General features: G+C 30.7%; 12 protein-coding genes. 6 read left to right on the top strand and 6 right to left on the bottom strand.

Features of this window, described 5'->3' with window-relative positions; all coding sequences use genetic code 11:
* Positions 1-168 precede the first annotated feature (168 nt).
* Positions 169-2493: an AraC family transcriptional regulator gene (locus KPL44_RS07565; RefSeq protein WP_216248374.1), complete on the bottom strand. Its 2325-nt coding sequence runs from the start codon at positions 2491-2493 to the stop codon at positions 169-171.
* A 24-nt stretch (positions 2494-2517) separates the two neighbouring features.
* A complete protein-coding gene (locus KPL44_RS07560) occupies positions 2518-3204 on the bottom strand; it encodes a rhamnogalacturonan acetylesterase (RefSeq protein WP_216248372.1) in 687 nt (228 codons plus the stop codon).
* Between the two features lie 372 nt (positions 3205-3576).
* Between KPL44_RS07560 and KPL44_RS07555 the strand changes: the two genes are divergently transcribed.
* The 5 genes from KPL44_RS07555 (at position 3577) to KPL44_RS07535 (ending at position 9513) form a co-directional block, all read left to right on the top strand.
* On the top strand, positions 3577-5046 hold the full coding sequence (locus KPL44_RS07555; protein ID WP_216248364.1) for an extracellular solute-binding protein: 1470 nt from the start codon (positions 3577-3579) through the stop codon (positions 5044-5046).
* 103 nt (positions 5047-5149) lie between these two features.
* Positions 5150-6103 (top strand): ABC transporter permease, encoded by a 954-nt coding sequence (locus KPL44_RS07550; RefSeq protein WP_253201662.1) that lies wholly within the window; start codon positions 5150-5152, stop codon positions 6101-6103.
* A 19-nt stretch (positions 6104-6122) separates the two neighbouring features.
* Positions 6123-6992, top strand: coding sequence for a carbohydrate ABC transporter permease (locus tag KPL44_RS07545; protein ID WP_216248362.1), 870 nt, complete (start codon positions 6123-6125; stop codon positions 6990-6992).
* A gap of 28 nt (positions 6993-7020) precedes the next feature.
* Positions 7021-8370 carry a glycoside hydrolase family 28 protein gene (locus KPL44_RS07540; protein WP_216248360.1) on the top strand — a complete coding sequence of 450 codons (1350 nt, stop codon included), beginning with the start codon at positions 7021-7023 and terminating at the stop codon, positions 8368-8370.
* Positions 8371-8424: 54 nt separating this feature from the next.
* Positions 8425-9513 (top strand): glycoside hydrolase family 88/105 protein, encoded by a 1089-nt coding sequence (locus KPL44_RS07535; RefSeq protein ID WP_216248358.1) that lies wholly within the window; start codon positions 8425-8427, stop codon positions 9511-9513.
* A 55-nt stretch (positions 9514-9568) separates the two neighbouring features.
* On the opposite strand, the gene KPL44_RS07530 is transcribed toward KPL44_RS07535, so the two are convergent.
* The 3 genes from KPL44_RS07530 to KPL44_RS07520 are packed head-to-tail and all read right to left on the bottom strand — an operon-like array spanning position 9569 to position 13429.
* Positions 9569-10540, bottom strand: a complete 972-nt coding sequence (locus KPL44_RS07530; RefSeq protein ID WP_216248356.1) for a pectinesterase family protein — start codon at positions 10538-10540, stop codon at positions 9569-9571.
* Positions 10537-11616: an alpha/beta hydrolase family protein gene (locus tag KPL44_RS07525; protein ID WP_216248355.1), complete on the bottom strand. Its 1080-nt coding sequence runs from the start codon at positions 11614-11616 to the stop codon at positions 10537-10539. The genes KPL44_RS07530 and KPL44_RS07525 overlap by 4 nt, the downstream gene beginning before the upstream one ends.
* Before the next feature lie 25 nt (positions 11617-11641).
* On the bottom strand, positions 11642-13429 hold the full coding sequence (locus KPL44_RS07520) for an ABC transporter ATP-binding protein (RefSeq protein WP_216248353.1): 1788 nt from the start codon (positions 13427-13429) through the stop codon (positions 11642-11644).
* A 306-nt stretch (positions 13430-13735) separates the two neighbouring features.
* On the opposite strand from KPL44_RS07520, the gene KPL44_RS07515 reads away from it, so the two are divergent.
* Positions 13736-14461: a DUF624 domain-containing protein gene (locus KPL44_RS07515; protein WP_216248351.1), complete on the top strand. Its 726-nt coding sequence runs from the start codon at positions 13736-13738 to the stop codon at positions 14459-14461.
* A 61-nt stretch (positions 14462-14522) separates the two neighbouring features.
* Here KPL44_RS07515 and KPL44_RS07510 read toward each other — a convergent pair whose 3' ends face one another.
* Positions 14523-15359: a sugar phosphate isomerase/epimerase family protein gene (locus tag KPL44_RS07510; protein ID WP_253201661.1), complete on the bottom strand. Its 837-nt coding sequence runs from the start codon at positions 15357-15359 to the stop codon at positions 14523-14525.

Here is a 15359-nt window from a genome sequence, read left to right as displayed (position 1 = left end):
GAATTTTATTTTATGAGCATTTTGTAAACAATTTCAATTATAACATTAATTATATTAAATTCCAAAATTAATCATTATATTAGAATTTTATATAAACAAGAGGAAGACTTACCTCAATTTATTTTGGTAATCCTCCCCTGTTTTATGCTCTTCATTCTAATGATCTACCTAATTTTTTCTGACATCAGTAGGACTCACTCCAAACAACCTTTTAAAAGCCCTCCTAAATGACTGTGCACTATTGTACCCAACCATCTCAGAAATTCCTGTAATTGTTAATTCGCGATTTTCCAAAAGAATATTTGCATTGTTAAGTCTAGTTTTTTCTAGATAATCTGTAAAATTGATATCTGTTTGTTCTTTGAAAAGATGTGAAAAATAACCCTCGCTTAAATTAAATTCTGAAGATACTTTATAAAGACATAAATTTTTATCCATATAATTTGATTCAATATACCTTTTAATTTTATTCATTAGATTTAAATTAGAATTACCTTTCTGTACTAGTATTAAATCGCATAAACTGTAATAAGCATTCGCCACCAACTTAAAATTGACATCATAAGAATTTTTTGAATTTACTTCTCTTAAAATATTATTAATATCCTTTATCTCTTCATTATTTTTACTATCTTCATTATCTTTAAAATCAGGCAACATTTTTCTAATAGTACTTTTTAATTCCTTTATAACATCATAACTTTTACAAGAATTTAAATTTCTAGTCTCAAAGTTTTCATGATAAATGAAATCTAAAAGTTTATTAACCTGACCTTTATCTCCTATTTTTGTATGATTTGATAACTTTTGCTCAACATCTAGTGGATAATAGTAATTTTCAGTTTCTATCTCAAGATTGTGAGACCAAACTATTGAATATTTATCATCTGAATTATCTAAAGCATGTACAGCTTGTTCAAATGAATGCCAAAGCTCCAAAGGATTTGAATAAGGTTCTCCTCCAGAAGCATCAACTTTTAAATTAATATTATCTAAAAGTTCCTTTTTAACATTTACTACATTATCTTCTATTTTCTTATAAAAAGCCTCTGTATCTTTTATATCAGAATTCAATATAATAGCAATTGTTTGTTGGTCTATATCATGAAAGAATACATTTCCTGTAAAATGTTTTGTTAATACTCCTCTAATAATTGCTTTAGAAATATTTAATTCCTTTATAATTTCATTGTTTAAATTTATTACAGTTGACTCATTATTAAATACCTTAAGTAATATTACAACACTTTTACCCTTTGAAATATCAATTCCTACATACGCAGAAATTGCTAAGAATTCTGCCTCATTATATATTTGCCCACGTATAAGCCTCTCAAGAAAAGCTGAATGAATTAAAGACTTCTGATTATCTATATCCTTTTGAAGTTCATTGTTTGTTAAAATCAAATTAGAAACACTCCCATTTATTGAAGAGAATGTATTCTTATTAACAACCGAATCATCTCCATTAAATTGTTTTAACTGCTTAACAATATCAAAAACCGGTTTACTGTTACGATAAGCAAGAATACTTGCAACCAAAATTCCTATTAAAAGAGTTATTAAAAACAATTTAACTGTAATAAACGTAAAATCATTTAAATTCGCAAATACCAAATCAGATGGCAATACAATAACATATTTCCAACCTCTTTCTTTAGATGTTATATATGTAACCATCATTTTCTTGCCATCAATATTTTTGGAGAAAAATCCTTCCTTTTTTGTTAACTCTTTTGAGTTAATTTGATTACGCAAGTTCATATTTTCAGGTAAACTAGTTATTAGTTCTCCCTTCTTATTTTCAACGTAAACAAATCCTCCTTTTGATATATCAATATATGAAATTAGTTCTTTTATTTTTTCATTTTCAAAAGATATTGTTATTGCACCCATTGGTTTTTCATTATATCCAAAAGGAACTGATTGAATGAAATTTGTATTATTAGAACCTAAACCCTTTACGTCATATGATTTTAGTGAAACATACTCTGGAGCGAAATGATTACTCATTAACATATTAACCCATGTTTTATACTCTGAATCTTTGAATTTTAAAACCATATTATAATAAATATCTGCCTTATACAAAGTATCCTGGGTTATAATATAATTACTATTCTTTAAATAAATATAATAACCAGATAAGTAATCCATATTGCTAGTATACTTGTTGAGTTCTTCAATTACTTCTTTAATTTTCAAGTAATCACTATCTAAAAGTGGTTCCTTAAGGTCAAATAGGCTAACCAATTTATCATTAGTCGCTAGTTGAACAGATAAATGATCTATTTGCTGTAGTTGTTTTTCAACTATGTTTTTTGATTGGTTAAGCATAGATATATTTGATTCTTTGATATCTTCCTTAACAATATTTGCGGCTATTCTATAAACACCAAAACCCATGACCAATGGAACTGCTAATATAAAAATATATGGCACAATGAATTTTAGAAACAGTTTATTATCAAAGTTTTTATATATTTTAAACAAAAATACCCCCCCCCACAATATATATTACCCCTTTACAAACCTCGAAAGTGGCTCAATATTATTTTCTACTATTCCTTCAACAACTAGCTCCGCCATCTTTTTCGCTCCCTTTTCACAAAAATGAGTATTATCCTTTTTTCCTTCTGGATAATTTAATGACTCTGAAGCATCAACCCATAAGAATATTTCCTTAGCTTTTTCTTCACCGATAATTTCAAAATAGTTTTTACTCTTTTCTTGCATATCTATAAGTGGAAGATTAAATTGTCTTGCAACTTCTCTCATTGCTATGGAATAATCACCATGAGTATCTGGCATAGTTCCATTCTTATTAAATACTCTTCTTTGTATTGAAGTTAAAAGTACCGGATTTGCTCCTAAATTTTTTGCTACTTCTATATATTTTGAAATATAAGATTTATATGTAGTAAAGGGATCTGTATGTCTTTTGTTATCATCTTTTTCATCGTTATGACCAAATTGAATAAACATGAAATCCCCATTGCAAATATTATCAGATATTTCTTTCAAACGCCCTTCCTCTATAAAACTTTTTGAACTTCTACCATTAACTGCATGATTTTTAAATTCTACGTCCTCATTAAAAAACATAGATATCATTTCACCCCAACCCGTTTCTGGACGCTTTTCAGTAATTTTTGCTGCTGCTGTTGAATCTCCTACAATAAATACCTTTATCTTTTTACTCATTTTACACATCTACCCCTTTTCAAATATAATACATCTAAGTTATATTATAGCCTTATAATTCATAATTACTATATTATAAGGCTATATTGTCAAATCTTGTTTTAATTAAATATACTCTTTTCAACCAATAACTATAATAAAAAGTTATTGATACTCCTAGGGTTAATTTCATAATTCATTAATATTGTATCATATGTAAACGAATGTATCATTAATAATTTTAGTATAAAATCCATTAATTTCTATTGAATTGTATGGTATATTGCGAACTGCTCCTTTACAAAAAATTCACTAAATAATATAATTCAATTAAAGTTGGAAACGTTAACAACTGAATTTCTTTTTATAGATTTAAAGGGGGGAACATTATTAATGAAAAAATCAATTTTTAGAAACTTAAGTTTAGCTTTATCACTCACTATGATAGGTGGTGGTTTAGTAGGATGTGGCTCTAAATCAGACACAGCAGCTACTACTGCAACGAAAGCAACAGAAACAACAGTAGTAAAACCAACAACAATTAAAATGACTACCGATACTTTCCTAAAACCCGAAGATGGAATGGCTGATTTTGTTGCAGGATTCAAAAAGCAAACAGGAATTGATCTTAAAATTACACAACCTGTTCATAATCAATATTATGATAAACTCAGCCTTCAATTCGCATCAGGTGATGTACCTGATGTAGTAGAAATAGCCAGCACTTACTTATCTACTTTTGGAAGCAATGGAGCACTTTGGGATATGACAGATGCAATTTCAAAATCTAAAACTCTACAGACTATTGATCCAAAATATGCGAATTCCATTAAAGTAAACGATAAATCGTTTGCCTACCCAATTCAAACTGGTGGTGGTTGCATTACTTATTTAAGAAAAGATTGGCTAGATAAACTTAACTTAAAAGTTCCAACTACTTATGATGAATTCATTGCCGTTTTAAAAGCATTTAAAGATATGCCAGATGCCAACGGTAAGAAAACTATTATTCCATACAGTGCTGCTGGAGTAATAAATACAGAAGTTCCTTATTCTATATATTTGAGAGAATTCTATCAAGATGCAATACCTAACTTTACTAAAGTTAACGGTAAATGGGTAGATGGTATGTCACAACCTAATATGAAAGCTGCTCTTCAAAGGATGACTACAGCCTATGCTGATGGATTAATTGACAAAGAAATAGTTACAAATAAAACTTCAAGTGTTCGTGATAAATTTTATGCTGGCAAAATTGGAGCATTCACTTATTGGGCAGGAGATTGGAACAGAGTTATGGAACAAAACCTACAAAAAGCTGTAAAAACCGGAACAATGATTGCAATACCTGCAATTAAAGAAACTAAGTATATAGAAAGAGCTCCTGTAGGCCTTGGAATAACTAGTAAAGCAAAAAATCCTACTGGAATATTCAAATATCTTATTGAGTTTATGCATGATGGTGGCGAAGGTGAGACGTTGTTTACAAATGGAATTAAGGATTTAAACTACAAAGTAACAAATGGAGTTTCTAAAAAATTACCTAGCAAACTTGACCCTAAAATAGATTTCCCAAAAATATATGAAGCACCAGAATTCTCTTTAACAAAATTTAAAAACCCAATTGTTCTTGACAAAAGAGTAGCTAGTTCACTTGCAACATTTACTAAAGACTCGGCTCTAGAACCATTATTACCTGCATCAGATGTTCTTACTAAAGCAGTTCCAGACCTATTAACACTTAAAAATGAAATCATTTCTAAGGTAATGGTTGGGACATTGACAGTTGATGCTGGATTAGCTAAATATAATAAAGATTCAAAAGCATTAGTTGATAGCGTTTTAGCTGATCTTAACAAATAATAAATTATTATATAATTGGAAGTAAAAGTTAAATACTTCCAATTATATTTTATAAGGTATACAAGCTCTAAATTCCAATAAAACATAAAGGAGGACAAATTAATTGCAACTTAAAATAAGGAAACCCAAAAAAACATCAGATACTAGTCTTATGAAAAAATCAAATACCAGTGTGCTAAAAAAAATGTTAAGATACAAGTATTTTTATCTAATGGCTCTTCCAGTAGTAGTAATAACATTTATATTCTACTATATGCCTATGTATGGTATAAAATTTGCATTCACAAAATATGGTCCTTTTGCCCCTGCAAAATTTATAGGTTTAGACAATTTTAAAACTTTATTTAAAACGCCTCAATTTTTAAGTGCCTTTAGAAACACTATCAGCCTTAGTTTGCTTAACCTTTTTATCGGCATGATAGTAACAATTGTTTTTGCTTTATTATTAAATGAGGTAAAAAACAAATTTGCTAAAAGTTTTGTTCAAACATTGTTATATCTTCCACATTTCCTTTCCTGGGTAGTTGTAGCTTCCATATTCACTATAATTTTATCACCTCAAGATGGATTTATAAATCAACTACTTGTACAAACAGGTCATAAACCTTTTTATTTTTTAGTGTCAGAAAAATGGTGGACCCCTATATTCGTCTTTATCGCAAGGTGGAAGGATACTGGTTGGGGAACTATAATTTATTTAGCCGCACTATCTGGTATAAGCCCAGAATTATATGAAGCAGCATCTATAGATGGCGCTAGCAGACTTAAACAATGTTTCCATGTTACCATTCCAGGAATTATGAATACAATACTTGTAATATTTATACTAGATCTTGCAAAAGTATTAAACTTATTTGATTCAGTATTTAATCTTATGAATCCTTTGGTTTATAGTGTTTCAGATACTATTCAAACCTATACATTTAGGGTCATGTCTCAACAAGCAGACTATGGTTACACTACAGCCGTAGGATTATTTAAGTCTGTAATAGCTTTAGTGTTAGTTCTTGCAGCTAACAAACTCAGTAAAAAAATTAAAGGTTCAAGTATTTTATAACGAAAGGAGATAGTTATTAATGAATGATAAATTTAGCTTCAAAAAAGGATACCGTGGAAGAGCTTTTTTCAAAATATTCAACGCATTCTTTCTACTTGCGACTGTAGTTGTAATACTTGTTCCTATTTTGAAAGTAGTATCAGATTCTTTAGATACCACCGGTTCATATGGTTTGAGACTTATTCCATTACATCCAACACTTGCAGCTTATAAAGCTGTTGTTACACAAACAACCTTGTATACTCCTTTTCTTATTTCTGTTTATATAACTATATTGGGTACACTTATTGGTTTATTCCTAACAACACTAGGAGCATATATACTAATTCAGGATGATATGCCTGGAAGAAAACTATTTGCATCACTACTATTTTTTACAATGTTATTTAATGGTGGACTAGTACCTACATATTTAAATATGAAGAACCTTGGATTAATGAATAGTTTATGGTCAATTATTCTTCCATTAAGTTTAAATGTTTATAATTTGATACTTATGAAGAGTTTCTTTGAGGGAATTCCTAAGGCTTTAATGGAATCAGCTGAAATAGATGGTTGTAGTCCTATGGGTATATTCGTAAAAATAGTGTTGCCTTTATCAAAGCCAGCACTCGCTGCAATAGGATTATTTTTCGCTGTTTCCTTTTGGAATGAATATTTTAACTTTATGTTGTACATTTCAGATCCGAATAAACTTAACTTTCAGATTAAAATAAGGGAAATGATAATAGAGAGTACAACCACTCAATCAACTGCATCAAATGGTATATATAGTAAAACTCTTCAAAATGCAGCTATAATTGTTACAATATTACCATTTGCTGTTATATATCCTTTCTGTCAAAAATACTTTGTACAAGGTATAACCCTTGGCGCAGTTAAAGGATAATTCCCGCCCTAAAGTAAAGGAGGTTTTTATGAATACTTCACCATATTCAACAATATTCAATGTTACAGAATTTGGAGCAATTCCAGACGGTATTACCTCTTGCAGCCATGCTTTCGCTCTAGCTATAGCATCATGTAGCAAGGCTGGCGGGGGTACGGTGTACGTACCTGCTGGCACTTTTCTTACAGGTTCTATCATGCTTAAAAGCAATATTAATTTAAATTTAGATTCAGGCGCTATTTTAATATTCACAAATGATGTAACGGAGTATCCTATTGTAGATTCAAGGTGGGAAGGAGCCGCTCAATCTGTACACTCCTCTTGCGTATACGCGCAAAACGAAGAAAACATTGCTATTACTGGCCGTGGAAAACTAGATGGACAAGGTGCCTTTTGGTGGAAAATATTTAAAAATAAAATAAACTTATATCCAAGGCCTAAATTGATAAGTTTTCATAATTGTAATAACGTGCTTATCGAAGGAGTTACTTTAATAAACTCACCAAGCTGGACAATAAATCCTATTTGCTGTGATAATGTAACCATAGATAAGATTACAATTAAAAATCCGAATGACTCACCTAACACTGATGGAATAAACCCTGAATCTTGCAAAAATGTGCACATCTCAAATTGCCACATTGATGTTGGTGATGATTGCATAACTATAAAATCTGGAACAGAAGCTACTCCCCTTAGAGTTCCATGTGAAAATATTACTATCACAAATTGTACCATGGTACATGGTCACGGTGGGGTAGTAATTGGCAGTGAGATGAGTGGTGATGTGAGAAACGTAACCATAAGCAATTGTGTATTTGAAGGAACTGACAGAGGTATTAGAATGAAATCTCGTCGTGGTCGTGGTGGTGTTATTGAAGATATACGAATTAATAACATAGTAATGAAGGATGTGTTATGCCCTTTTATAGCAAACCTCTACTACTACTGTGGACCTAATGGAAAAGATAAATATGTTTGGGATAAAGCTCCTTACCCAATAACAGTAGAAACTCCAGCCTTTAGAAGAATTCACTTTTCTAATATAACTGCTAGAGAAGTAAGGGCTGCCGCTGGATTTTTCTATGGCCTTCCTGAAATGTATGTCGAAGATGTATCCTTTAATAATATTTCAATATCTATGGCAGAAGACGCAGAGCCTGGCATGCCAGATATGATGGCAAATCTTGATCCAATGAAGCAAAGAGGTTTCTTCTGCTCAAACGTTAAAGACATTTTCTTTAACAATGTTACTATAAGTAATAATGAAGGACCAGCTTTTTACGTAGAAAATAGTATTAATGTTGAATTTTCAAGATGTAAAACAAAAGATGCAAAAGGCAATGATCCTATGATAAAACTTAATAACGTTATATAATTACATTAATTTAATAGTAAAAAAAGCTAAAAATAAAATCGAGGGGTGTTACAAATGGAAAATTGGGCCGCTAGGATGACTGATTCCGTTATGATTCGAACTCCAGAGTTTAATGGTAAATGGGAGTATGATAATGGTGTTATTTTTAAAGGTATCGAGTTATTATGGAAAATAACTAAGGACAAAAAATACTTTGATTTTATTAAAAAAAATATGGACTTTTTTATTGATGAAACTGGTGATATTAGAAAATATAGTGTTACTGAATATAATATAGATCACGTAAACAATGGAAAACTTTTATTTCTTCTTTATAAGGAAACAGGACTTGAGAAATATAAAAAAGCTGCTTTTCTATTAAGAGAGCAATTAAGAAATCACCCAAGAACTAGTGAAGGAGCATTCTGGCATAAGCAAATCTATCCTTATCAAATCTGGTTAGATGGCCTTTACATGGGTTCACCCTTTTATGCTGAGTTTATAAAAGAATTTGGTGAAACTTCTGAATTTGATGATGTTACAAAACAATTTTTAATATGTGAACGTCACGCAAAAGATCCTGCAACTGGATTGTTATATCATGCATGGGATGAAAAGAAAGTTCAGCCCTGGTGTAACAAAGAAACAGGCCTTTCTAAAAACTTTTGGGGTCGTTCAATGGGTTGGTATGTCATGTCTATAGTTGATGTATTAGACTACCTACCAGAAACCCATAAGGATAGAGCTAGAATAATCGAAATTTTAAATGAAGTACTAGAAGCTCTTCTTAAAGTTCGCGATGAAAAAACAGGACTTTGGTACCAAGTATTAGATAAAGGAACCCTAAAAGGTAACTATATAGAGGCCTCTGCATCATGCATGATATTATATGCTATTGCAAAAGGATCAAACAAAGGTTATATACCAAAAAAATGGGTTGATATTGCAAAAACAACATATAAAAACATTGTTGATGAATTTATTATGGTTACAAAAGATGGCCTAGTGAATTTAAACAAAACCTGCGCTGTAGCTGGACTTGGTGGCGCAACTAAAAGAGACGGTACATATGAGTACTATATAAGTGAACCAATTGTTACAAATGATGCAAAGGGGATTGGGGCCTTTATCCTTGCTGCGGCAGAGATGGAAATTCTAAATTAGAGAAGCATTATAAAATTATTAATAAATAAAACAGTAAAGCTAGCAATTTATTTTGCTAGCTTTTATAAAATTCATAATTAAAATCATGGCCAAGTATATTATCTATATTATAATCTTTAACTTCCTCGTCACTTAATACTTTTGCCCATGTAGCCCTATTATCCAGTTTTCCCCCAGGACCTGAACTGTTATATTCCTCGTAACTAGCCGCTTGCTCAGTGACCTTGCGATCCCAATTATGCCACCCTTCTCCTATAATATGTTCTCCCATAAAACAATTTATAAAAGCAGTTTTAGCATAATCCCTCCAAGGCCTTCCTAAATAAACGGAATTAGGTGCAGCATCACTTAGTAACTTGCAATTTATAAATATATATCCAAACCTTTCTCCTTCAATTGTAGATGCTGCAGTTATATATCCATTTACCTCGCGTTCCCTATTATTTGAGAATATTTCGCTTCGATTAAACACAGCTGTAGCAGATCCAAAAATAAAATCTATGTCACCTCTAATATAACAATCTTCATAATACTGGCGTACAGGCCTTCTTGGTGCTCGATCTTTAGGCCCGCCAAACCAATCACCTTCCTTTGGTTTTGGTGGTAAAGGTCCTGTAAATATAGTGTCCTGACATCCAATAAAACTACAGTTCTTAAACTTAGCTTTGTCACCATCCACATAAATAGCGACTGCCTGACCATATATATCTCCGCTACCAGATGAATTTTCAAAAGTTATATTTTGTGCGCAAAAATTATCTCCCCCTACGAAAGTAGAAAATGAATTAAAAGTACCCATCTTTTCTCCGCTTAGAGACTCCTTATATGCATAATCATCATAGGTTAATATTGTATTAGATTTACTTTCACCTAAAAGAACTACATTATCTACATTAATGTATATCTTTTCTTTATATATTCCATTTTTAATATTTATAATAATTTTTTCTTTATTTGTCTTAGGTATAGAATTTATTGCATCTTGAACCGTCTTAAAATCTCCACTTTCATCCTTTGATACTATCATATGTCAAACCCCTCTCGCCACTTATTAACAAAATCATATGTTTTCTCTCCGTTCCACATATGAGGACCATCAAATATATGATGATATATATTATTTTTTTTATTAAATATATTATATGCCTTTCTAGTTATATCCACCTGCTGTATAGCATTAACAATTCCCCTTGCGCCATTAAGTTTATCCTTAGTACCACTTTCAATTAAAAGTGGATTCGGTGCAATTAAAGCTGCTAAATCACCAAGTTCTATATACTCCCAAAGCCTTGGTACAAAATTACATCCACATAAATGTGTATTTAATATAGAATCTTTAAATCCATAAAAATAACCACTAACAACGCTACAAGTTATTCTCTCGTCTATTGCTGATAACCATAATGCTTGCAGTCCTCCTCCTGAAAATCCACAACATGCTATTTTTGAGCTATCGCAATAACTAAGAGTTTCGATGTAATCTATAAGCCTCATAAGGTCCCAGGTCATCATACCGACCAAAGTTTGCCCTATGCTAATAGCAACATTATTTATATCATTACAAGAAGTACTCATAATTGCTTTTATATCTGTGCCTTGATGCTTATCTTCTCTTCTTTCACCTGATCCTCTTGCATCACTACAAAACACCACATACCCTTGCCTCACAAATTTCAAACCATAATCATAGTTATATTTATCTATGCTTTCTTTGATGCCCGGAGTATCAATTTTTCCTACAATTGAATCCTTACCGCCTCCTCCATGTCCATGAGGTGCAATAACACAAGCTCTCTTTTCATTTAGCTTAATTCCATCAGGAATCAGTATATAAATAGGCATCCAAACTCCTGGCTCTGTTTGAATAATAGCTTTATCTCGCCTGTAACCTTCAAAATTTTTTGACTCTACTATTTCTGGTTTAAGTTCACATGACATCATACTATTCATTCCCAATATTTCTTTAAGTTTTGTTTTTAACTCAGTTTTCCATAATCCATATTCCAAAATATTTTCTGCTATAAATCCTAATTTTTTAGATTTTTGAGAATAAAATTCTTTTAAATGATTGCTGATTGTAAAATATTTTTCTTCTTTTAGCATAAATTACCCTACTTTCTTTTGATATTTATCCCTGTAATTTTTTTAAATTATAAAATTCTCCCTTTAAATTTATTAATTCGGCGTAAGTCCCACATTCCACACATCTTCCATTATTCATAACAACTATACGGTCCGCATCTCTTATGGTAGAAAGTCTATGTGCTACTATAAACGTTGTACGATCTTTTACTAGATTTTTCATAGCTTTTTGCACATGAAGTTCCGAAATATTGTCTAGTGCTGAGGTAGCTTCATCCAAAACAATTATTTGTGGATTTCGAATTAAAGCCCTTGCTATAGCAATACGTTGTCTTTGACCCCCGGATAACATCCCTCCGTGTTCCCCTATAGAAGTATTTAATCCTTTAGGTAACTTAGCAATTACCTCTGTTAAATTTGCAGATTCTATTACCTTTATAATCTCCTCCTCACATATATTGGTAAGTCCATAAGTAATGTTGCTTCTAATAGTACCTGAGAACAAGATTGTATTCTGAGGCACTACAGCTATATTGCTTCTGTAACTACGTAAATCTATTTCGGCCATATCCATGCCATCAATTAATAACTTTCCTTTTGAAGCTTTATTAAACCCTATAATCAAATTTAATATTGTGGTTTTACCTGCCCCTGATTCACCTACAAAAGCTATACATTCTCCAGCCTTCACCTTAAGATTAAAGTCCTTTAATACTGGCTTTTCTGAGGTTTCATAATTAAATTCTACACCTTTAAAATCAAAATCACCTTTAACATTTGTGAGCTTCTTTTTTCCTTTATTATCTTCAATATCCTCGGATAATAAAATTTCTCCAACTGACTCTATTGATTCAAATCCTTTCACTATATCTGGGTATACATTAATTAAACTAGAAACCTGATTTAATATAGATGAAAAATAACTTTGATATAACACAACATCTCCAACCGTGATTTTACCTTTGTACGCTAGGTAACCTGTAAATGCAAGACATCCAACTTGAAAAACTTGAAATATTGCCCAACCTGATGCTCCTAAAAATGCAGTTATAATATCCAAATTATATCCGCTATGTCTTACTTTTTCTAATTGTTTATCCATTCTAGTGATTTCTACATCCTCAAGTCCATGTGCCCTTGTAATAGGAACAAGTTCCACCATTTCTGCCACATTTGCAGACATTTCTTCAATTTCTTTACGGAAATCCCTATTGGTTTTTCTTATATTCTTTCTAAAGTGTTTTATAATAAAGAAAGAAACTGGCATAGACAACATAAAAAATATTGCCACGGTAAAACTCTTTGTTAATGTAATCGTAAGAGCTACAACAATATTAAGAATTGTTGGTACAAACCCATTAAAAATCTGCCTTGACAGTACCGTAATTGCCTCTACATCTCTTAATACCTTAGATTGAATCTTTCCTGATTTTAATTGTTTATGATAAGAAATTGATAATATTTGCAATTTTCTTACTAACTTACTCCTAAGTTCCGCTTCTACACATCTTAATGCTTGGCTGAAATATTTTGTATATAATATATTACTTGGAACATTTTGAATAATTAATAAAGATGCTATTATTAAATTAATCCATAAACCTTTTAAGTTATGCCTTGCTGGACTACTTACAATATCAATAACATTTGCTGTTATAATTGGCATTACCCAAGTTGGTAAATGCTTAATAATAAAAAATAAAAAAGATAAAAGTAATTTTGAAATATTATCTTTATATAAATATGCTAATGTTTTGACGGGTTTATTTTTATATATATTTTGTTCTTTGAGCAGTGTCTCAAATTCTAAATCATGTCCATTAATATCATCCATTTATGCACCTTCCTACCACTTCTTTTGCTGTGTCGTAACCGTTGTCATTTAGCCTAAATTATACCACTATTAAACATTTACGACAATATATCCAGCATTTTTTTATCAATTAAATGAAAATTTTACCTTACTATTACCATCTATTATGTTAATATGTAGAAAGCACCAAAATCTATTTGTCTTTTTTATAACTTCTACCTATTTGCATTTAACTCCTTTTGTGTTACATTTTAATTGACTATAAAACAATTTAATTATTATAATAATTTACATAAATGCATTTTATAATGCAGTTGGAGGAAAAAAATGGCTAAATCAAAAAGAGAATTTGGTGAGGGACCTTTCTACACAATAACTAATTATATATTTTGGTTCCTCCTAGGTAATTTTTACTTTCTACTTCTTAATATTCCATTAGTTATTATGTTCATTATACTTTTTTCTATTGGAACAAATAAAATCCCACAAGGGTTTACTTCTATCCTGATTGTATGTTGTATTCCTATAGCACCTGCAGCAACAGCTTTATTTAGTGTGATGGGCAAACTTATACGTGAAAAAGATATAAATATTACAAAGGATTTTTTTAAAGCTTATAAAACCAATTTTATTCAATCTTTATTTTTCGGTGCTTTAGAAATAATGCTACTATGCATACTCTCTATTGATATTAAATATTTTATTGCAAATGCTTACCCAAAACCATTAACAGTTTCCGTTTTTGTCATAATAGTTTTTGTTTTTTCAATAAATCTGTATGTATTCCCAATAATCTCAAGATTTTATTTAGGCTGGAAAGATATTTTTAAAACAGCAGCATACTATACCATTCGAAAATTCAATGTTACACTTTTATGTCTTTCAAGTTTTTTAATTGTAGGCTTTGTATTTTTTAAAGTCTCTACCTTTATATTACTATTCATATCAAGTATTGTTTGTTATTTAATAATGTATTATCAAAAAAATGTATTATTAGAAATTGAAAACAAACTAAAACTAAATACTGATAAACCTAAACTAGAAAATCTCTAATAATAGGGGCAGCTTATTACTATTTAGTAATAAACTGCCCCTTAAATTTCGTATTTTTTTATTATACTCTATTATAAAGTTGTTCAATAAACTTAATACTTCCATCCATATCCACTTCTTTAATATCCTCAAGCAAAATATTTATAAATGGTTTTCTCTCCTTAATCAGTTTCAGTATCAACTCATAATTTAAATTTCCCTTGCCCGCAGCTACAATATTTATTTTATCATTGCGAACTACAAAATCCTTTGCATGCAAAACTACCATTCTATCACCAAATAAATTAAAGGCATCTTTAATAAGATCATTTTGATCCTTAAAGTTTAATATTGATATATAATTAGTTGGATCGTATATAACTTGTAAATTATTTGACGGAATCAAATCTAGGACTCTTCTCATTCTTTGAGGCGTAGATACAACCTCATTTTTTCCTCCCTCAATTCCAACTATAACTCCAAATTTTTCAGCTTCACATATAAGCTCTTTTAAACTTTCAATTAAAGTTTCAAAAGCTGATTCTGACTCGTTATCATAATCACTTAAGCCATCAACCTTTAAAGTTCCAGTTTCTGTTCCAACTATACTACATCCAAAATCTCTAGCAAATCTTATATGTTCCTTAAACCTATCAATCTCGGCCCTTCTTTTTGGGATATCCGGGTGTATATGATTTATATAACAACCTAAAACAGCAATCTGAACATTTTCTTTTTTAAAACTATCCCTAATATAGTTCCCAAGGCCTGGACTTAACTTACCAAAACTACAATCTATTCCATATATCGCTTTACTTAAAGCCAATTGAACATATGAATAACCCTGCTTTGATACTTTCGCTGCAAGCTGCGCAACTGGTAATTTTCCAAAATCATGAGCTCTTCCACCTATTATCAA

The sequence above is a fragment of the Clostridium sp. DSM 17811 genome (genome assembly GCF_018861905.1).
GTDB classification, from domain to species: domain Bacteria; phylum Bacillota; class Clostridia; order Clostridiales; family Clostridiaceae; genus Clostridium_AD; species Clostridium_AD frigoriphilum.
Note: the sequence above shows the minus strand (reverse complement) of the source record. Positions and strands in the feature narration are given on the sequence as shown.

Bases quoted from the DNA above. Each gene is read 5' to 3' on its own strand.
- KPL44_RS07560 (WP_216248372.1), bottom strand. From the start codon at position 3,204: ATGAGTAAAAAGATAAAGGTATTTATTGTAGGAGATTCAACAGCAGCA.
- KPL44_RS07555 (WP_216248364.1), top strand. From the start codon at position 3,577: ATGAAAAAATCAATTTTTAGAAACTTAAGTTTAGCTTTATCACTCACT.
- KPL44_RS07545 (WP_216248362.1), top strand. From the start codon at position 6,123: ATGAATGATAAATTTAGCTTCAAAAAAGGATACCGTGGAAGAGCTTTT.
- KPL44_RS07540 (WP_216248360.1), top strand. From the start codon at position 7,021: ATGAATACTTCACCATATTCAACAATATTCAATGTTACAGAATTTGGA.
- KPL44_RS07535 (WP_216248358.1), top strand. From the start codon at position 8,425: ATGGAAAATTGGGCCGCTAGGATGACTGATTCCGTTATGATTCGAACT.
- KPL44_RS07530 (WP_216248356.1), bottom strand. From the start codon at position 10,540: ATGATAGTATCAAAGGATGAAAGTGGAGATTTTAAGACGGTTCAAGAT.
- KPL44_RS07525 (WP_216248355.1), bottom strand. From the start codon at position 11,616: ATGCTAAAAGAAGAAAAATATTTTACAATCAGCAATCATTTAAAAGAA.
- KPL44_RS07520 (WP_216248353.1), bottom strand. From the start codon at position 13,429: ATGGATGATATTAATGGACATGATTTAGAATTTGAGACACTGCTCAAA.
- KPL44_RS07515 (WP_216248351.1), top strand. From the start codon at position 13,736: ATGGCTAAATCAAAAAGAGAATTTGGTGAGGGACCTTTCTACACAATA.